Here is a 20951-nt window from a genome sequence, read left to right as displayed (position 1 = left end):
GAACCGAGAAGTCAGGTCCGCACCCGTCAAGGGCTCAGGACGACACTTTCTGAATCCTTATATCGCCATCGCTTGTCTTGAGCCTGATGAGATGTCCGCCGCCATTGATATCGCCGGTGGCCCTTACGGTTTTACCGTTACGACCGCCATCGTCCTGCTCGTCCAGGTTGAAATCCGAATCGATACGATATTCCTTGTCACGTCCGAACCAGGAACTACCGATCTGGATCTCCGCTTCGAGCGAGGCTTGAAGATCCTCGGGAATGCGGATGGTCAACTCCCCACCGGACGATTGCAACAGCCAGTCTTCCTCCAGCGCGCTTACCGTCGCCGTTAAACCGGCTTCGATGTCGCCGCCCGAGGTCTTCGCCGTCACGCCCCCGCCCGTCGCATTGCCGATCGAGATATCGCCGCCCGAGGTGCCCGCCTTCAATCTTCCTTCGGCGCTGTCGATGGTGACGTCGCCACCCGAGGTATGCACGTCCACCTCGCCATCGGCTCGCTCGATCGTGATGTCGCCGCCGGAAGTCTTCGCTTTCACTTCTCCCGTGGTATGGCCTATCCTGATGTCTCCGCCCGAGGTAGTCGCATCGGTGTTTCCCCCGGCTTGATCTATTTTGATATCGCCACCGGAAGTTCTCACCGTCACTTCACCGTCCGTACGGCCGATCTTGATGTCGCCGCCCGAGGTCTTGGCCGACACTTCGCCGGCCGCGTCGCCGATCGTGACGTCACCGCCCGAGGTGGTCGCATCCACCGCGCCCCGTGCGTCACGAATCTCGATATCCCCGCCGGAGGTGGACACCTTCGTCTCCCTTGCACCTCCCTTTACGGTCACATCTCCACCTGACGTGTGAACCCGGATCACGGCGTCCGTAACGTTGCCAACGTTGATATCGCCGCCCGAGGTGCGGGCAAGCACGTCACCCCGCAGGTCTCCGACATCGATGTCGCCGCCCGAGGTCTTGAGGTCCAGGCTGTACGTTTCCGGCACCTTGACCTGTACATCCACCGATATTCCTTCGTTCCCGTATTTCCGATCGCGCTCTATCCGGATGTCGACGTCGTTCTCCCGTTGGGAAATATCCACCGATACTTCATCGAAGGCGTCGCGGGCGCTGGCTTCGCTGATACCCGTCCGACGTTTTTCCACCTCGACGTCCACTTCGTCGTTGGACCAGCTTTCGACACGGATCGATCCGAAGTCGGTCTCTACGGTCAACGTGCCGGCCCCATCCACCGCGTATTTCTGGTGGGTTCTTTCTACGTGACCCATACCGTCGCGCATAAACGTGACCTCCTGTGCGCTGCATGCGTATGCCGAGGCAACGAGCAGACCGACACCAACCAGGTTTAATAATAGACGCATCATTCCTCCCAATTGTCAAAACAAACGGTATTGCCGTTGACAGCGGCTTGTTACGTGGAACCGACCCTGACTTTGCCGCCCAGGGTCTTGGCCGACACTTTGCCCGTAGCGGATTCCACGGTGATGTTTCCGCCCATGGTGTAGGCGGTCAGGTCACCTTCGGTGCGTCCGACGCGGATGCTCCCGCCCATCGTCTGGGCAGACACGTCACCCTTAGCGTCACCTATATCTATACTGCCGCCCAGGGTCTTCGCGGACACGCCCCCTTCGGTCGGGCCGATGCGGATGCTTCCACCCAGGGTCCGGGCGTTCACGTCCCCCTGCGTGGCGCCGATCCGGATGCTTCCGCCCGCCGTCTTCGCCCCGATCTCGCCGTCCAGGTCCGCGATTATTATGCTGCCTCCTGCAGTCTCGATATCCAGATTGTAGGTATATGGCACCTGGACCTTCATCTCGATGGACATGCCGTTGCGTCCCAACCATCGCGAATGGTCGACACGGACGTGCACGTCGTTGCCCCGCTGTTCCGTGGTTACCTCCACATCTTCGAAGGCGCGGCGGGCCTCGTCTTCAGTGCCTTCCTTCCGCTGCTTTTCCACGAGGATTTCCACCTTGTCGGTGGTCGCGGTCTCGATCCGAACCGATCCGAAGTCGGCATCGATAATCAGCTCGCCGCCGGGATCGACGGTGTACGCCGCCGTGATGCTCTCCACGAATCCCTGGTTAGTTCGCATCATCTCGGTTTCCTGTGTATCCTGCGCGGCTGCATTCAAATTCACCACTATACATACGCAAGCGACCGACAGTTTCCAAAACGCATTCATGGGACCCTATTCCTGGTGTGGTTAGGTTAAAGTTCATCGAGCTTTCGGTTCTGCGACTAAGACTCCGGCAATGATGAAATAGTTGCGTCGCCGCTGGAGGTTTCCTTCGACCGTGCCGGGCACGGCGTTACCGTGTATGGAAACTACTTTCGATTTTGCCGCTGAGGGTCGAGGTTTCCAATTTTCCCCCCACATGGCCAGTTTTTATATTCCCCGAGGTCGAAGAGACCGTCGCGTCACCATTCACAGGTCCAATCCTGATGTTACCACTTAAGGTCTCAGCGTTCAGATCTCCCTTAACGGTATCAGATTCAATTCTGCCTGAGGTGGAAGAGAGCGTCGCGTCACGATTCACGGGTCCGATCTTGATGTGCCCACTTAAGGATTCGGCGTTCAGATCTCCCTTTACGATATCTGTTTCGATTCTGCCAGAGGTTGAAGAGAGTGTCGCGTTACCATTCACCGGTCCAATTTCGATGCTCCCACTCAGTGTTTTGGTATGTACCCTGCCTACTACGCGACCGGCTCTGATATGCCCGCTGGTCGTTTCTATGCTCAAATTACCTTCGGTTGGACCGGTCGAAACGATCCCGGAAAGCGTTTCGGCCGTCACGTCTCCTTTGATGTTTCCAGTCTCGATACTGTCACTAATCGTACTGAGGTCCAGATTGAATTCCACGGGAACCGTTACTTCGATTTCCACGCGGGTTTTTTCCTGCCAAAACCAATTCTCTGCGTTGTCGTCGATTCGGTCGACATCGATTCGTACATCGTTATCCGTCTGTTCAATTCCGACTTCGACATTACTGAATGCTTTTCGAATCTGGCCTGCATCGGTTGCCCGATATCGCTTTCTCACCAGGACATCTACTTCATTTAGGATTGAGCTTTTAATGTGAATTGCCCCCAATTCGGCATCGACCGTCAGTGTACCCCCGGGGTTGACCTCGTAATTCTGCCGAAAGGTCTCGGTATAGTCCTGCCCATCACGCTTAATACCGTTCATCTGCCCGTCGCGCTCGAATCCGAACTCCCGGGTGTTGCACGCGCTTGAAATCCAAACGCACGCACATAATACCGCGACAACTCCAGTCCGGCTCATAACCTCCTCCAATCGAGATGTTTAGAATCGAAATGGTTTGCTGCGATTCTTAAACATTAGACTAATGCGAGAGGTATAATGTTACAGGGACCCAGGGAATGTCTTGCTGAGGTACACGGCTGAGGTATACGGCTGAGGTATACGGACGTCCTACCCCACCCAGTGAGATACGAGAGGTTTCAGCTCGCCGGGCAGGCTGTCGAAGACGTCCCTGGGGAGGGTGGGGACCAGGTTTTCCGTTCCGCCGGTCTCGTCCACCAGGATCCGGCGGTCTTCCGAACCGGGCCGCAGCACGTTCAGGTTCAGCCACCAGGGCGCGTAGCGGACGACGACGGCCACGCGCGGATCCCGGGAGGAGTTGGCGGCCGTGGAATGCCAGAGCCGGCTGTCCATGACGAGGACGCTTCCCGCCTCGCCGGTCACGTTCAGTTCGCTCGGATGGGGTTCGTCGGGAGGTATCCCGTTGTTGCCGGTGGGGTTGTTGTCGCTGCGGTGGCTGCCCGGGACGATGAGTGTGCCTCCGTTCTCGCCGGTGAATGAGGAGAGCATCCAGATGGTCGTGAGGTGCATGACCGCGTCCGGGTACGGAGCGGGCACATGTCCCGCGTTCCGCTGGTTGAAGGGCCAGTCCGCGTGCCAGCCTCCGCGGTCGTTTCCGGGCTCGTTGATCGTAGCCGTGGTGAAGGAGATGCGGAAATGGCGTCCGAGCAGCGCGCCGGCCAGGTCGAGTAACCGCCGGTCCGCGAGCCAGGGCGCCAGCGACTGGTCGTACTTGAGGAAACCACTCACGTGGCCGATGTTCGCGGGTGCGTCGGGATTCCGGTGGCGGTTGGTGGAGGCGATGACCCGGTCGCGTGTCTCGGCCAGCCTGTCTTCGGGGATAATGTTGTCCAGGACGCACCAGCCGTCCGTCCGCATGGCCTGTATCTGGCATTCCAGCATCATTCGGTCACCGCCTGCAATTTGATATACAGGTCCGATCGATGGGTTTCGGTCCGTCGGGTCTGCGAAGCCGCAGTACGACGGTTGTCCCTACAGGTCGTCCGTGCTCAGCGTGCCGGCCTCGTGATGGCGGCGGAATACGTCCCAGGTCTCCCTGATCCCCTCGTCCAGCGGCGTGTAGGGGATCTCGCCCACGTCCTCCTGGATGGCGCGGTCATCGAGGTCGGGCGCGATGGGCAGGTTCAGATCCAGGTGGGAAATGAGTCCCTCCGAACCCGGAACGACGCGTTCGATGGACGCGATGACCTCGTCGATGGTCACGACGTCGCCGCGGATGCTGTAGGCCCCGGCGCCATCGTTGGCGGCCTGGGCGCAGCGGATGAAGGTTCGCGCCGTGTCGTTCACGTACTGCATGTTGTTACGCCCGCCGTACCCGATCACGTACGGACGGTTCAACAGGGCGGCCTTGACCGCCTTCGTGGGGTCGGAGGTCAGTCCGAAGTCCCGGCCCGGCCCGTACACGGTCCATGGCCGAAGACCGATGCTGGAAATGCCATGGTCGAGGAAATATACCCGCGCGTTTGCCTCGTTGCACTGCTTGAAGACGCCGTAGTGGGTGACGGGCCGCAGCACCGCGTCGTTGCCGACCGGACCCGCATCGTAGTCGTCCTCCATGCCGTAGACAGCCGCGGAACTCGCGTAGACGACGCGCTCCACGATGTCGTCGTGGGATTTCGCCGCCTCGAAGACGTTCAGGGTGCCGATTACGTTGACCGTGGCGCCCTTGATGGGGTCGGCCCGGCACACGGGCACCTGCAGTCCGGCCAGGTGAATGATGCGGGACGCTCCCGTTTCTCCGACCACGCGGGTGAAGTGGGTCCCGTCGGCGATGTCACCCTCGATGAACCGGACCCGGGCGATCTGATCCTCGTCCATGATGAGCGCCATGCGGGCGGTGTGTTCCACCAGGTCGTAGATGGCGACATCGTGTCCGTCGTCGACCAGGTTCTTCACGATCCACGAACCGATGCAACCATATCCGCCGGTGAGCAGATACTGCATGAAAACGGTCCTTTTCAGTGGGAAAACAACGGCCGAAAAACAACGGCCAAAAACCTCGTCCATGGTACGGCGCGCAAGTACGGGTGTCAAGGGAAACAGCGGCGTTCCAGCAGGCCTGTCCGCCGCCCGCCGCCCGCCCGTCGGCAGCCGTTTTTAGTCCTTGATCGGACCCCGGCAGGCAGATACATTGTGCGCATCCCGGAACGACCGAAGATCGACCGGTGAACGACCGGTGAACGACCGATGAACGTCCTGTAAATCCAGTACATTCCATTCCCTCAAGCGACCCGTCCCATGAGTGTACGCGAGCGGTCTTCCGCGCCGTCCGGAAAGCCGGATTCCCATCCTCACGGAGCGGGCGCGCCCGCCCGGCATGGGGGCCTGGCCTCGGGGATGACGCTCCGGGCCGTGGGGCTCGGACTGGCACTCTCCGCGTTCATGGCGTGGTGGGTCGTGCATTCCGCCTTCGAGGCCCACTCCTCCTACCTGTCCATAACCCACATGCCCATGGCGGCGCTCTTCCCGTTCATGCTGGTCGTTTTTGTCATAAACGGCCTGTTGAAGCGTTTCGCGCCTACGCGGGTTTTCACCGCGCCTGAACTGATTATCATCTTCTTCATCGTGTTCACGGCCTCGGCCATACCGGGGTGGACCTTTACCACCTACTGGGTCGCCGTTCCCTCCATACCCCACTACTACGCGAATTCCGAAAACAGGTACGTGGAGCTGTTCTTCGAATTCCTCCCGACCTGGCTGATCATCCCCGATGAGCGGCGCGCCGTGCACTGGTTTTACGAGGGCCTGCCGTCTACGGGTGTCATCCCCTGGCGGGACTGGGTCATCCCCATGAGCTGGTGGGGCACCTTCTTCCTGGCCCTCTTCTTCGCAAGCGCTTCGCTCATGGTGATCCTGCGGAAGCAGTGGATCGAAAGGGAGCGGCTGACCTTTCCGCTGGCCCGCGTTCCCCTGCTGCTCGTCGAGGAGGACGAAAGCGGCTCCGTGCTGCCCCGGATTGCCCGTTCGAAAGTCTTCTGGTACGGGTTTTCCATACCCCTCTTCGTCATCCTGTGGAACATCGCCTCATACTTTGATTTCGTACCGCCGATCAGACTGGGCGGAGACTACCGCATACCGATCACCCTGGCCGAATCCTTCCCGCCGATTCAGTTCAAGATCAATTTCGCTTTCATCGCCATTGGATTCTTCACCGAACTGAACATCCTGTTCAGCATCTGGGTATTCTTCCTGTTGGCCCCGATCCAGATCGGCGTCATGAGCCGGTTCGGCATTCCGAAGACGGCTGAAATCGTCACGGCGCAGCATCTGGGCGGATTCTTCATGTTCACGCTGTTCGGGCTCTGGATGGCGCGCCGCCACCTTTACGACGTGGTGAGGAAGGCCATTGGACGGGGGCACGACATCGACGATTCGGGGGAGTTCTTCTCGTACCGGACCGCCATGGCGGGTGTGGTGTTCGGCATCGTCTACATGTTCTTCTTCCTGATCAGCATGGGGATGTCCCTGGCAGCCGCGGCCACGCTGCTGGCAACCTGCATGCTGCTCTTTCTTGGAGTCACCCGTGTGGTGGCGGAAGCGGGGCTGATCTACCTGGACCTGCCTTACAACGCCCACGAATTCACCGTTTTCTCCTTCGGATCGGCGAACCTGCACCGGGCGGACCTCACCATTCTGACCCTGTCACAGACCTTCTCGCGGAACTGGCGGACACTGGGCATGTGCGCCATGGCCCACGTCAACAAGATGGGCGACGAGATCGGCGGGGCCCGGCGTGGGATTTTCCCAGTCATCATCTCGGCCCTCCTCATGGCTGCGGTCATATCGGTCGTCTACACCGTCTTCCTGGGTTACGATACGACCGGGGCGGACGGGTTCAAGGATGCCTTCGGCAACGCGAAGCGAGGATACGAGACCCTGGCGACGTGGATCAACAACCAGACCCAGCTTACCGGCGGGGAGTACCTGGGGCTCGGGATTGGCGCATTCATCGCCTGGCTGCTGATCCTGGCCCACCACAACTTCCACTGGTGGCCCTTGCATCCCATCGGCTGGGCCGTCGCCAAGACCTGGGCGATCGGCATGATCGCCACTTCGATCTTCATCGTCTGGCTCATCAAGGCCGTGATCCTGAAGTTAGGCGGGACGAGACTCTACCGCGAGGCGCAGCCTTTCTTCATCGGCATGCTGGTGGGTTACGTGCTGGGCGTGGCGCTTTCCTACTGCGTCGACGTGATCTGGTTTCCAGCCTCCGGCCATATCGTGGAGACGTGGTAATCGTCGGTAACGAGGCGGCCCGCGCCGCCGAACATGAAAACTGAAAGGAGTTCCCGTATGAGTGTGGAACAGGTCATGCCCGACGAAGCGGCCAGGTTGGTCGAATCCGAGGGCTACGCATACATCGACGTCCGGTCGGTCCCCGAATTCGACCAGGGCCATCCCGCGCCGGCCGTGAACATCCCCTTGCTGCACGCGGACGAGCAGACCGGGCAGATGACGCCCAACCCCGATTTCGTGCGGGTGATGAAAGCAAATTATGCTGAGGATTCGAAGCTGGTACTGGGTTGCCGCACCGGCCAGCGTTCCAATCACGCCGCCGAACTGCTGCAGTCGATGGGATACCAATCGGTCGTCAACATGCGCTGCGGGTTCAGCGGCGAGATGACGCCCTTCGGCCAGGTGGTCAATCCGGGATGGGAGGAAGTGGGCCTGCCGGTGAGCCATGACAGCGGTGAGGGCGTGAGTTACGCGTCGCTCGCGGCAAAAGGGTGAGTTACGCGTCGCTCGCGGCAAAGTCGGAAGTGGACTGACGGGGTTGTCCGCGGGTTCCGTCTATCCCCGCAACACCTCTTCGTAGTAGGCTTCGTAAAGCGGGACCACGGCCTCTTCCGCGAAGTGGTCCAACACCCGCTGCCGGGCCTGCCGACCGACCTCCTCTCGCAAGCCATCGTTCGCAAGCAGGTCCGTGGCGTGCCGGGCCATCTGCCCGATGTCGCCCACTTCGGTGATGTAGCCCGTTTCCCCGTGGCCCACCAGTTCCGGCAGGCCGCCGGCGTTGGCGCCGATCACCGGGACGCCGCAGCTCATCGCCTCCAGGGCCGACAGGCCGAAGCTCTCCTGTTCGCTGGGAAGCAGGTACAGGTCGGAACAGGAAAGAATCCGGTCCACCCCCTCCTGCTCTCCCATAAAAACCACGCCGTCCTCCAGGTCCAGTTCCCGTGCCAGTTCCTGCATGGGGATGCGCTCCGGACCTTCCCCCACGAGCAGCAGCTTGCACTTGACTACTCGCCGCACCTCCGCGTACATGCGGATGATGTCCCCGATGCGCTTGACCGGCCGGAAATTCGAAACGTGCGCGATGACCTTCTCGTCATCGTCGACGAAATTGCTGATGTCGCAGTGGCCGTCCCCCCGGCGGAACCGTTCGACGTCGACGAAATTGGGGATCACCCGGATGTCCTTTTCGATGTCGAAGAGGGACAGCGTGTCGCGCTTGAGGGACTCGGAGACCGCCGTGACCCCCTGGCTTTCCTCGATGCTGAACCGGGTGATCCGGTAGAAGGACTTGTCGCTTCCCACGAGGGTGATGTCGGTGCCGTGGAGCGTCGTGATGACCTTGACGTCCCGGTCGCTCAGCATATGCCGCGCCAGGAAGGCGCAGGTGGCATGGGGCACCGCGTAGTGTACGTGGAGTATGTCCAGGTCCGCCTCGGAGGCCACGTCCGCCATTTTCGCCGCGAGCGCGAGGGTGTAGGGCGGGTACTTGAACAGCGGGTAGGGCATGACCTCCACGTTGTGGAAGGAGATGTTCTGGCTGTATTCCTGCAGGCGGAAGGGGATCGAGTAGCTCACGAAGTGGACCCTGTGCCCCTTCCGGGCCAGCGCCTGTCCCAGTTCGGCGGCGATGGCGCCGCTTCCTCCGTAGGTCGGGTAACAGGTAATGCCGATGTTCATCGGTTTCCGCCTTCGCGTCCACCTCCGCCCACGAAATGGGCCAGGGGATCGTCGATCGAAATGTACTCCCGGACGACGAAAGGCTCTCCGTACCGCGCGCCGATCAGCTGTCCGTAGTAACGGCTCTGGGCTTCGACCTCTTCAAGGAACTCGGGCCGGCTGATGAAGGTCTCCGGTTCGGCGGAGTCCGGGTCGTGGAACTGCGACCGGTGGGCCTTCACGGCCTCGATCTTGCGGTCGAACGTCGACGTGATGTCGACGATGAAGGAAGGCCGGGGTTCCTGGTAGCGGTGGTGGGTAAGGTAGAAGACCGCTTTCCGGGGTCTGAAGGCCGGGTGGTCCGTCTCGAGTTTCTCCAGGCCCGCCAGAAAGGCCGCGTCCCAGGCCAGCCGGGCGGTCTCCCCGTGATCGGGATGGCGGGCGACCTCGTGGGGAACAAGGAGCAAATCGGGCCGGAACCGGCGTATGGCGTCGATAAGGGCGTCGCGGTGCGTCGGGCTGGTGCCGACCCGGGCGTCCGGCAATTCGAGGTTCAGCCTTTCGGACAAGCCGAGTACTTCCGCCGCCGCCGCCGCTTCCCCTTTCCGTCCGTCGACCGTTCCCCGGGTACCCATCTCGCCCAGGCTCATGTCGACGATACCGGTGGCATATCCCAGGTCGGCGAACCGGATCATCAGCCCGCCGCAGTGCAGCTCCACGTCGTCCGGGTGCGGGGATACGGCGAGTACATCGAGTTTCATAGCGGGGTCATCCTGTGTCTGAAGTCCGTTTCGTCCGTGGTCTCTATGAGGGTATTCATGACGTCGAAACCGTGCAGGGCGACGTACTGCCAGATGTTGGCCACCCGTTCCTGGAGGTGCCCGTTGGGATACAGCAGGCGGTCCGCCCGCATGATCTGGCCGCGCATGACCCCGTCCGCCTTCTTCAGGGCGCGGAGGGTCTTTTCTTCCAGCCTGCCCAGGGCGAAGCGGGTCTTCCGCTCCGAAGCCTCGACGATCCGGCTCAGTCCGGGATCTATGGACGTCACGTGTCCCTTCAGGTTCCTGTAGTGGGCTTCCACGTCGCCCCGTGCGGCCCGGAGACCCTCGGTGACCGGTACCGGCATCTCTTCCCGGAGTTTCCGGTCGACCACGGATTCGATGCCGTGGACGAAGTGGGAGATCGCGAGGCCGTGTTTCTCCAGGATCCGGGCGGTCCTCGCGCCCACCAGCGTATGGGACGCGCGGGGATAGACCACGGGGAAGGGCAGGCCGAACTGCCGGTAGACCCCGCCGAGCTGGCCGTAGTAGGCGATTTCCGCCGGACCGCCGATATAGGTCAGCGTCGGAAACAGCGTGTCCTGCACCAGGGGCCGGGTGATGACGTTGTGCGTGAACCGACCGGGCGTATCCTCCAGTATCCCTAGCAGTTCCTCGCCGCTAAAGGAGAGGCTTTCGTCCCGGCTGCTGAACCGCCCGTCCTCGTAACGCAGGGCGTTGCGCTGCCCGTCCCGGTACAGAAACAGGTTCACCGCGTCCGGGGACCGGGAGACCTGGGGATGAAACCCGGCGTGCTCCAGATCGCGGGACGCTTCCAGGACCGAACCCGTGGTCGAGAGCGGCGCGTGGATTTCCCGCTCGAACACGGGGCGCATAAGGGGTTTCAGCGCCGGGTCGGTGGGGTCGACGAGGACAAGACCATGTTCCCGGAACAGCAGCGTCATGAGCCGCGCGAAGGCATCGGACAGTGAAGTCCCGGCGGTACAGTGGCGCCGAAGCGCCTCGATGGCGGACGGACGGTACTCCGAGTCGGGCAGGGCCTCGGCGAACTGCTCGAGCAGCGTGTCGATACCGGGTCCGAGCAGGCGGTCGCTTGCGGATCGGCGGTCGTTAGGGTCGTCGGGGCTCAGCTCGAACCGGAAGGCGTCCCCGTCCGTGCGGCAGACGTGGACATGGTTGATTTCGGCGTAGTCGTGGTCGTCCGCGGCCATCCAGAAAACGGGCACGGCCCGAACACCGGTCTCCTCCGACACCCGTCTCGCCAGCTTGATCGCCGTTACGGCCTTGTAGATGGTGAACAGCGGACCGGTCAACAGGCCCGTCTGCTGTCCGGTGGAAACGACGAAGGTATCGTCCCCGGCGAGGGAACGGGCGTTGTCGAGGACGGTCTCGTCCGCCCCGAACCGGCCATTCTGTGCCTCCAGGATCCCGGCAAGCGCCTTTCGCGGCGGTGGAACGGTACGAGACTTCACGGACTCGATCATGCGTGGCCATACATCCGGATCGCGTGGATCGTGGGTGTAGAAAGGCCGCAACGACTCGAAGTCTTCGAGATAGGTATGCAGCAGGTGATCCGGCAACACCTGGCGGTAATCCACTGCATGAGCGTTCATGTAACCGGCCTTGTTCGGCGCTTTTCCATGATGAGCAGGTAGGCGGGCAGCGCGACCAGGGCTGTCGCCAGCGTGGCGATCTCTCCCACGTTGGCCATGATCCCGAAGGAATGCAGGCCCCGGTTGGACGTGAGCATGAGCGAGGTGTACCCGATCAGCGTCGTAGACGAGCACATGACCAGGGCCGCGCCCGTATGCTGTACCATATTACCGATGGAACCCCGTCCGTCAAGGCGGTAGCGTTGATACAGGTTCACGCTGTAGTCTACCCCGATGCCCAGCGTAGTGGGTATGACGATGAAGTTGAAGAAGTTCACCTTGATGTCGAAGACGGCAATGACCCCGCCCATAACCAGCATGCCGCCCAGCAGGGACGCCAGAATGACCACCGATGCGTGGATGCTTCGGAAGGCCAGTACGAGGAGCGTGATCACGCCCACGAAGCAGGCGATGGTGGCGATGGGCCCGTCGCGGTCCACGGCCTTCAGCATGTCGGCGAAGACCACGGCCTCTCCGGAAGAATAGATGACTTCATCGTCCGGAAGTTGGTTGGAACGGACGACCTCCGCGAACCGGATCAGGTTCCGGCCGTTCCAGAGCCCGGCGTCCGACCGCGGGTAGACGTAGATCAGGCGGCCCACCGTCCCGTCCCGCTCCTCGTAGGGCCGCGTAAGCGCTTCGGGCAGGTCGTCCACGGTGATCCCGTCCAGGCTCAGGTTGTCGCGGAAATCGTTGATCTTCGCGAGCTGGTCGGGCGGTATTCCGAGTTCGTCGGGCGGATTCGTGTCGAGCATGTACTCGATGTCCCAGAGGACGTCGATCTTGTCTTCCTGGTCCTCCGGCAGCAGGTCGTAAATGGTCCGGACCCGGTCGATGGTCGGATTGGGCACTTCCTTTTCGGCCTCTTTCTTGTCCAGCACGGCCCGGCGTATGCCCGGCACCTGGTCCAAGCGGTCCGCCAGGATGACGGCCGGCGACTGCGATATGCCGAAGAGGGCGTTGACGCGGTGGTTGAGGATCCGCTCGTAAGTGTCGCCCCGCGGCTCGTTGCGCAGCTTCGAGAAGTCGTACTCGAAGGAGTTCGGGAGCCACCATACGAGCAGGACGGCGCTGAGCAGCACCAGGGAAGCGCTCGTGCCCACCACGGTCCGCGGCTTCTTCTGCACCAGGTTGGCGAGCCGGCTCATCGACCTGCCCCGGGAGACCTTCCGGGTCCAGGTCTTCCGTCCGAAGGCGGTGCGGTCCCAGAGCATCAGCAGCGCCGGAAGGATGGAGAAGGTCGAAAGCCAGCACAGCAGCATGCCCAGGCCGCCGATGAACCCGAAATGGTTGAAGCCCCGGAAATCGGTGATCATGAGGGTACCGTAGGCCAGTCCGGTGGACGCCGCCGAGGTGACCGTCGCCGTGAGCGTGTTCCGGAAGGCGATCTGCACGCCGTCCCGTGCGTTCTCTCCCCGCAACCGCTCTTCCTTGTATCGGGACATCAGGATCAAGCCGTAGTTGATGCCGTTCCCAATGATGATGGCGCCCAGGAAGGCGGTCTGCATGTTCAGGTAGCCGATGCGGAAGTAGGTCAGGCAGAACGTCCAGAGGATGCCGACCACCACGACAAGCGTGATGTTGATGACCGGGACGACGGTGCGGAAGTAGAGGAATATGGCCAGGGCGACCAGCGACAGCGTGACGCCGGCCGACGTGAAGATCTCCCGGTTTACGGACTCGTACTGGTCCAGGATCAGGCGGTACTTGCCGGTGAGCCCGACCTTCAGCGACGGGTGGTAGGACGTGAGTTCGAGGCCTTCCGCGATGGCCAGGACCCGTTCGCAAAGGTCCCGCGAGAAGGACACGCCGGTCGAAGATCCGAAGGGTTTCAGGACCATGACGAGAAACCGCCCCTGCTCGTCGTGTCCCGTGAAATAGCCGTCGACCCACTTGTCCAGCTTCTCCGACGCCTGTTTCTCGTACTTCTCCTCCAGGTCGCTCACGGTGAACGGTTCGTCTTCCGTCTCCAGGCCGAGGTCTTCCTCGGAAACGAAAAGGGGATTCTGTTCCAGTTTCGTCTTCAGTATCTGCCGGCTCAGCCGGCTCTGGATCTCTTCCAGGTCTTCCAGGTCGGCGTACAGGTACTTGTGGTTTTCGTAGAACCGCTTCTCGTCGTCCACCCGGTACTCGATGTAACGGACATATCCTTCCGGGAGATCGGACCGGAGCCTGCCGGCGAGGTCGTCGGCGTACCGCTGGGCGGCGGCCAGGTCTTCCGTTTCAATTACGACCGTCAGGTTGCCGATGCCGCCGACACGCTCCGTGAGCCGGTGTATGTCGTCGACGCTCCGGTAGCCTTCGGGGAGCAGTTCGACGAAGTCGGTTTTCAGTTGAAGCCGGGAAGCGAAATGGACGGAAAGCGAGGCGGAAAGCAGCGCGAACAACAGGACCTTTGCCGGATGGCGGCAGATGAAGGCGATATACCTGTTCAGGAAGCGGTCTAGGGCGGCTCTAGTTTCGGCCTTCACGGTGCATTCCTCGTGTGAAACGCGCGCATCCAAGGTATGGAAATATCCCCGTAAACCACTGGGGTGTCAACCACTAAAACGGCGAATGCAACGGGGTTGAAGGGCTTCGGCGAAAGGCGTTTTTCTTTGACTTATCCCGTGCGCGACCTTACATATGCTGGACCCGTTTTTTGATACAACCCATTGCTGAAAAACGCGAAAGCCGTACTCCGCCCACTACATTTTCCGCCCACTCCATGGCCTCAGTACAGCAAAGTGTTTCCGCCTCGGCTGTCCGTGCGACCGCGACCCGGATCATTACGCCGCGATCCATTCTCCTGGGCCTGACGAGCGTCGTCCTGATTTCCCTCATCGTCCCCTATTTCCAGTACACCATGGCCTCGTCCCAGCTGGGCGCGGATCATCTCCACATCGGCGCGCTGTTTCTGGCCTTTGCGTACCTGGTCGTATTCAACGTGGTGCTGGCCAGGTGGAAGAAGGACTGGGCCCTCACGCCCCACGAGTTCGTCATCCCTCTGGTCATGGGCATGGCGGCATCGGGGCTGACGACCAACGGCATGGGCGCCCCGTTCATCTCCACGCTGATGGCCCCCTACCTGCTGGCGACGCCCGAGAACCAGTGGGCCGAGTACTTCTACCCGTACCTGAAGCCCTGGGCGACCGTCACGAACCAGGGTAACGCGCTCACGTGGCTGGTGGACGGCATCCCGCCCGGCGCGTCCATTCCCTGGAGCGTGTGGGGCATTCCGCTGTTCTGGTGGCTGACCTTCATCGTCCCGATCATCTTCATGGGCCTGTGTCTCGTGGTCATCCTCAGGCGGCAGTGGGTCGAACACGAGAAGCTCGTCTTCCCCATGATGCAGATCCCCCTCGCCTTCACGCGCGGCATGGAATCTCCGAGCCGTGTCCCGGCCTTTCTCTCGGAGAAGCGTTTCTGGATCGGCTTTTCCATTCCGTTCTGCGTGATGATGTACAACATCGTCGGGTTCTTCACCCCGGTCGTGCCCCAGTTCCCCTATTTCGGGTCGGCGCCGCCCATAGTATTCGGCGAGGGGTTCCCCCCGCTGGAAATCAACTTCCGCCCGGCCATCCTGGGCATTTCCTATTTCGTCAACCTGGACGTCCTCGCCGGTTTCTGGGTGTTCTACATGATCGGGATCATCCAGGTGGGCATCGCTCACCGGATCGGGTACGACATCCCGGGACGGGACAACTACACGTCGATCCACCCCATGCTGGACTGGCAGAACATGGGCGCGTTCATCCTGTTCGTGGGATGGGGGCTCTGGCGGGCGCGGTTTCACATCCGCGCCGTGTTCTCCCAGGCCTTCGGCCGACGGTCGGACCTGGACGATTCGGACGAGATGCTGCCCTACCGGGTCGCGGTCTTCGGATTCATCGGAGGCTTCGTCTACGGGGTGGTCTGGCTGAACCAGCTGGGCATGAGCGTGCCCATCGCCGTGTTCCTCCTCGCCGGCGTATTCATCATCTACATCGGCGTGTCCCGCATCATCGCCGAGGCCGGGCTGCCCTACGTGCGATCGCCCATGATCGCCCAGGTGCTCGTGTTCTATTCGGTCGGGTCGGCCAACCTGTCCATGTCCACCATGACGGCCATGGCCCAGACCTACGGACCCGTCAGCGAGATCAAGTCGACCTTCATGCCCGCCTTCATGCAGGCGGCCAAGCTGTCCGAGATCGGCGCGCGCTGGCAGCGCGGCCTGGGCTGGTCGATCCTGGCCGCCGCGGTGATCGGCGTGGTGATCTCACTGGTATGGACGATCTACATGGGGTTCGATCAGGGTACGCGCCAGTTCACCAATGGCTGGTGGTTCGGCCGGATCGGATCGACCATCCCCTACACTGAAACGCTTACCAAGATGCGGGATCCCTTCGGACCGGACACGTCGCGGCTGATGTTCTTCCTGGTGGGCGGTGCGCTCATGTTTCTGCTCATGACGCTGAGAGCCCGGCTGCCGGGCTGGCCGCTGCATCCCCTCGGATTCTTTCTTTCCTACTCCTGGCCCGCCCGGGCGATCGTCTCGTCCATGTTCGTGTGCTGGGTCATCAAGAGCATCATGATGTGGGTCGGCGGCATCGAACTGTACCGGAAGGGGCAGCCCTTCTTCCTGGGCCTGATCTTCGGCGTGGTCACCGGCGTGGTCATCTCCATGTTCGTCGACTACGTGTGGTTTCCCCACGCGGGCCATCATATCTACGGGATAGACTGACGTGTATTCGCGGATATTCGGTTACTTCTTCCTCGCCGTGGGCGTCCTGTTGTTCCTCGCCGTGGCCGTCGCCGGCCCGGCCTGGGTGACGGAGCACGTGATCCTGAGGATCGTCTCCCTTCCGGAAGATGTACCGCCCAGGCCCCTCGAAGAGGCGCCGGTGACCTGGGAAGAGGTATCCGAAATCGTTACCCGGGAACGCGTGGAGGCCCATGTCCGGGCGATGAGCGAAAACCCGTCCCGCGTCGTCGGCTATCCTGGCAACCGGGCGGCCATGGAGTACGTGGTCGATGCCTTCCATGCCGGCGGCCTGGCCGAGGTCTCCGTCGACACCTTCACGGTATCCTCCCCTGTCGACCACGGTTTCACGCTGACCGTGCACGACGCCGTGGAGACCGAGATTCCGGTGTACCAGTTCTGGCCCAACCTGGTCCGGCTGAATTCCTTCCCCGACGGGATCCGGGGACCCCTGCACTACGGCCGGCGGGGCGAGTTCCAGGCCTTCAACGGGAAGGAGATCGAGGGGAGTGTCGTCCTGGTCGATTTCGACGGGCGCGACCAGTACCTCAACGCGCGGATGCTCGGTGCGCAGGCCATACTTTTCTACGACAGCGGCCCCGGTTCCGTGACCAACAACCAGGCCCAGCGCAAGATCCTGGACGTGCCCGCCGACGTGCCGCGCTTCTGGGTCCCGGACCAGCATGCCGCCGCGGTCCTGGCGGTCGCGCGGTCCGGCGAGGTCGAAGTGACGATCCGGGGACGCATGTCATGGGAACGGGCCGAGACCTGGAACGTCATGGGGTGGATACCGGGCAAGGACGAGCAGCTGCCGGGGAGCGACGGTACGGAGAAATGGAAAGACCGGGTCGTCGTTCTATCGGCCTTCTACGACGCCATGTCGGTCGTACCCGGACTGGCGCCGGGTGCCGAGAGCGCGGGGGGCGTCGCCGCCATGCTGGAACTGATGGACGTGCTTCGGGCCCATCCGCCGGGATACACGGTGCTGTTTCTGGCCACGTCCGCCCATTTCCACGGGCTGCAGGGCGTAAACGACTTCCTGGACCGTCACCAGAGGAAAGACGAGTTCTTCCTGGAACGAATTCCCGAGGAGGACCGGATCCCCTTCGACCTGTTCCTGGGCCTGGACCTCACCAGCAGGGCGGACCAGGTCGGCCTGTTCAGCTACGGCGATTTCATCTTCTTCACCTCGAATCTGGAGATTCTGTACGAACCCTATGCGGACCGGTATCTGAATTACGCGCGTAAGGCCGGGGTCCACGATGAAGCGGACAGCCGGACGGCCTATCTCAACACGCTGACGCACCCGCTCCGGTCGCAGGAAAGCTTCATGCCCGCCGGTCCCGCCTTCGACCACGAGATGGTCACGCTCGCCGGGCTCCACGGCATGACCTTCGCCACAGTGAACGACAACCGGCTCCTTATCGATACCCCGAAGGACCGGATCGAGTACGTCGATTTCGCCAACCTGGTCCGGCAGATCCGGACGCTGGGCACCTTGCTGCCCGCCATGCTGTCCGATCCCGAGGCCTTCGACGTAGACGAGTCGATACGGCTCAAGGACGAGGGCCGCGACATCGAGGGCCGGGTCCTCGAATTCGACCGCACGGTCGATTTCTTCAAGCCCAATACCCCGGTCTCCGACGCCCTGGTCGTCTACGAGCCTGGCTATACGAGCCACAGCGGCGTGCGGGGATTCATGGTCACCCACGCCGACTCGTTGGGGCATTTCCGGCATTCAATGGTCCGGTTCCCCCGGGGACCGACGGAACTTCGCAGCTACGGCCTGGGCGCCGACGGCCGGATCGTGTACGCCCCGGACCTGGGTGAAGAGGGCAACGCCACCTTTCCCCTCGCGGTGCCTAACGCCGCAAAGGTGAACAATACCATACAGGTCCTCTTTCCCTGCGAGGAGATCAACCTCTTCGATATCGTGGACCCCGGCGTCTTCGTCGCCCTCGACAACCTGACCGTACTCGGCCGGGACAACAGTCCGTTGCGCAAGTACGGCGCGGCCTTCGTGGAAGACCAGAGTTTCTTCGGCAACTGGATGACCAACGCCGCGGTGGTCTTCGCCAGGCCCGAGGACCGGGTCAAGATGTTCATGAGCTCGGGTCCCCGGGGCGTCAAGTATCTGCTGACTAATACGCCCGAATCGTGGCTCGACGAACCGCCGGAAAGTATCTCCGACGACGCAATGGCCCTGGCACAGGGGCGGGGATTCACGGCGGACCACGGCCTGATCCTCTACCCCTTCTACCAGAGCGCGCTGGACCTGTGGTCGCTCAACCGGGCCCGCCTGATGAAACTGGAGGACCACGGCGTGACCAACGCCCGGGCCGCCGAACTCCACGAGGAAAGCACCGAGGCGCTTCGGGCCGCCCGGGAGGCCCTGGAGAACCGCCGTTACGACGCCTTCGCCGCGCGGTCGAGGGAGGCGTGGGGCTTCGAGGCGCGGGCCTATCCCGACGTGCGGTACGCCGCGGACGACACGGTGGACGGCATCGTGTTCTACTTCATGCTGCTTGTCCCTTTTTGTTTCTTCCTCGAACGGCTTTTCTTCGGTTTCACCGACATTCGGAAGCGGCTGGCCTCGGTGGGCGTCATCTTCGCGGCGGTCTTCATGCTGCTGCAGAACGTGCATCCCGCCTTTCAGCTCAGCCTGACGCCGTACATGGTCTTTCTCGCCTTCATCATCCTGGCCATGGCACTGATCATCATTACCATGATCGTGACCCGGTTCGACACCGAGATGAAGAACCTGACCCGGTCTGCGGCCGGACTCCACGAGGCGGACATCGGCCGGCTGAGCGCCACGGCCGTGGCCATATCCCTGGGGATATCGAACCTGCGCAAGCGGAAGATGCGCACGGCGCTGACCGCGGTCACGCTGACCCTGCTGACCTTCACCGTGTTGTCCTTCACTTCCTTCCGGACCGGCATCCAGTTCTATACGCTGGACCGCGAGAACACCCCGCCGTACGACGGTGTCCTCATGCGCAGCCTGTCGTGGCACTCCCTGCCCACCTCCTTCCTGCCCTACGTGGAGAACGCCTTCGAAGGCCAGGCGGACGTGGTGCCCCGGTCCTGGTACGAGCCGGAGGACATGACCAGTCCCTACATCGATCTGCGCGTGCCGGGCAAAGGGACCGCCACCACGGTACAATCCGTCCTGGGACTGCACGCCGGCGAACCGGCCGTCACCGGCCTGGACCGCTTCCTGGTGCCGGGCGGACGATGGTTCGCCCCGGACGAAAGGTCGGTCTGCCTCCTGCCCACGGAACTGGCCGAGCGGTTGAACGTGGGGCCGGAGGACGTAGGTACGGCGGAAGTGGAGATCCTCGGGGGACGCTATACCGTGATCGGCCTGCTCGATTCCGATGGGTTCGACGCCTACCGGGACATGGACGACGAGAGCATCATGCCCGCCAGCTTCTCCATGACCCGTTCCCTGACCGAAATGGACATCGAAGTGTTCATGTCCACTATCCAGGCCTCCGAGCACCTGCCGTCTCGCAACGTGCTCGTCCTGCCCTACCGGCAGACACTCGACCTGAACGGGTCCACGCGGTCCGTGGCCATCGCGGGGTTCTCAGGCGGCGAACAGCTTCGCGATTCCGTGGAGGCCTTCATGTCGCGGGTCCTCCTGGCCGTGTTCGTCGGCATGGAAGACGAGGTGAGGGTCTACAGCTCCCTGGGCGCCACCTCGGTTTCGGGCCTGGCCAACCTGATCATCCCGGTGCTCATCGCGGCGTTCCTGGTGTTGAACACCATGATGGGCGCCGTGTTCGAACGGTTCCGGGAAATCGGCGTGTACAGCGCGGTGGGCCTGGCCCCGAACCACGTGGCGGCCCTGTTCATCGCCGAAGCCGCCGTATTCGCGACCCTCGGGGCCGTCTTCGGTTACCTGGCCGGCCAGATCATCACCATGGGGCTTTCGCAATGGGACCTGCTCGGCGGCATGTCGCTCAACTATTCCTCCCTGTCAACCGTATACGCCACGATGGTTGTCATGGCCATCGTCTTCCTCTCCACCCTCTACCCGGCGAAGAAGGCCGCGGACATGACGGTGGAGGACGTGACGCGGCGCTGGTCGCCCCCGCCGCCCGACGAAGACGACTGGTGCTTCGAGTTCCCGTTCACGGTGACCGTCCCCGAAGCGTTGCCGCTGTCGGGTTACCTGAACCACATCTTCCAGACCCATGAAGACAGTTCGGCGGAGGACTTCGTCGCCGAGGGGACCACGCTCGACGCGATACCGGGCGATACCTTCGACACGTATCACGTGGCGTCCACCGTCTGGCTGGCGCCCTATGACCTCGCCATCAGCCAGGACGTGCGTCTTGAACTGGAGCCTGTGCTCCACGAGAGACTGTACCGCATCCTGATCGTGATCCATCGCCGCAGCGGAGACCTGGCGCAGTGGCAGACGATCAACCGGCGGTTCTTTACCGTACTGAGGAAGCGGTTTCTGGTATGGCGGACCCTGGCAGAGCCCATAAAGGCGCGGTACCGGGATATCAAAGCCTTCGATCGCCACACGGCCCTGTAAC

Annotated in this window: 13 protein-coding genes; 4 read left to right on the top strand and 9 right to left on the bottom strand. The window is 62.2% G+C overall.

Translation table 11 applies throughout. From position 1 onward, the window contains the following. Positions 1–34 precede the first annotated feature (34 nt). From F4Z81_15455 to F4Z81_15435, 5 genes are all read right to left on the bottom strand, one after another. Positions 35–1372 (bottom strand): DUF4097 domain-containing protein, encoded by a 1338-nt coding sequence (locus F4Z81_15455; protein ID MXW06445.1) that lies wholly within the window; start codon positions 1370–1372, stop codon positions 35–37. A 47-nt stretch (positions 1373–1419) separates the two neighbouring features. Continuing rightward, positions 1420–2106 carry a DUF4097 domain-containing protein gene (locus F4Z81_15450; protein ID MXW06444.1) on the bottom strand — a complete coding sequence of 229 codons (687 nt, stop codon included), beginning with the start codon at positions 2104–2106 and terminating at the stop codon, positions 1420–1422. A 214-nt stretch (positions 2107–2320) separates the two neighbouring features. Continuing rightward, positions 2321–3199: a DUF4097 domain-containing protein gene (locus F4Z81_15445; protein ID MXW06443.1), complete on the bottom strand. Its 879-nt coding sequence runs from the start codon at positions 3197–3199 to the stop codon at positions 2321–2323. Between the two features lie 246 nt (positions 3200–3445). Continuing rightward, on the bottom strand, positions 3446–4240 hold the full coding sequence (locus tag F4Z81_15440) for a phytanoyl-CoA dioxygenase family protein (GenBank protein ID MXW06442.1): 795 nt from the start codon (positions 4238–4240) through the stop codon (positions 3446–3448). 87 nt (positions 4241–4327) lie between these two features. Then, positions 4328–5299: an NAD(P)-dependent oxidoreductase gene (locus F4Z81_15435; GenBank protein MXW06441.1), complete on the bottom strand. Its 972-nt coding sequence runs from the start codon at positions 5297–5299 to the stop codon at positions 4328–4330. Between the two features lie 294 nt (positions 5300–5593). Between F4Z81_15435 and F4Z81_15430 the strand changes: the two genes are divergently transcribed. Beyond that, complete coding sequence (locus F4Z81_15430; protein ID MXW06440.1) at positions 5594–7591, top strand: hypothetical protein; 1998 nt, start codon at positions 5594–5596, stop codon at positions 7589–7591. Between the two features lie 57 nt (positions 7592–7648). Continuing rightward, entirely contained in the window at positions 7649–8086 is a 438-nt protein-coding gene (locus F4Z81_15425; protein MXW06439.1) for a rhodanese-like domain-containing protein, read from the top strand. 60 nt (positions 8087–8146) lie between these two features. Here the strand turns inward: F4Z81_15425 and bshA are convergent, their stop codons facing one another. From bshA to F4Z81_15405, 4 genes are read right to left on the bottom strand one after another with little or no spacing between them, the layout of a single operon-like run. Then, positions 8147–9268: an N-acetyl-alpha-D-glucosaminyl L-malate synthase BshA gene (bshA, locus tag F4Z81_15420; GenBank protein MXW06438.1), complete on the bottom strand. Its 1122-nt coding sequence runs from the start codon at positions 9266–9268 to the stop codon at positions 8147–8149. Further along, positions 9265–10008: a bacillithiol biosynthesis deacetylase BshB1 gene (bshB1, locus tag F4Z81_15415; GenBank protein MXW06437.1), complete on the bottom strand. Its 744-nt coding sequence runs from the start codon at positions 10006–10008 to the stop codon at positions 9265–9267. The genes bshA and bshB1 overlap by 4 nt, the downstream gene beginning before the upstream one ends. After that, entirely contained in the window at positions 10005–11639 is a 1635-nt protein-coding gene (bshC, locus tag F4Z81_15410) for a bacillithiol biosynthesis cysteine-adding enzyme BshC (protein ID MXW06436.1), read from the bottom strand. The genes bshB1 and bshC overlap by 4 nt, the downstream gene beginning before the upstream one ends. Continuing rightward, positions 11636–14149: an MMPL family transporter gene (locus tag F4Z81_15405; protein ID MXW06435.1), complete on the bottom strand. Its 2514-nt coding sequence runs from the start codon at positions 14147–14149 to the stop codon at positions 11636–11638. Before F4Z81_15405 ends, bshC begins: the two co-directional genes overlap by 4 nt. 236 nt (positions 14150–14385) lie before the next feature. Here F4Z81_15405 and F4Z81_15400 point away from each other — a divergent pair, with 236 nt between their 5' ends. Together F4Z81_15400 and F4Z81_15395 are read left to right on the top strand one after the other, a co-directional pair. After that, the gene (locus F4Z81_15400) at positions 14386–16380 is read left to right on the top strand and encodes a hypothetical protein (protein MXW06434.1); all 1995 of its coding nucleotides are present in this window, start codon (positions 14386–14388) and stop codon (positions 16378–16380) included. 1 nt (position 16381) lies between these two features. Then, positions 16382–20950, top strand: coding sequence for an FtsX-like permease family protein (locus F4Z81_15395; GenBank protein MXW06433.1), 4569 nt, complete (start codon positions 16382–16384; stop codon positions 20948–20950). Position 20951: the final 1 nt, after the last annotated feature.

It is taken from the genome of Gemmatimonadota bacterium (genome assembly GCA_009835325.1).
GTDB lineage: Bacteria > JAAXHH01 > JAAXHH01 > JAAXHH01 > JAAXHH01 > JAAXHH01.
This window is presented reverse-complemented; position numbering and strand designations above follow the sequence as displayed.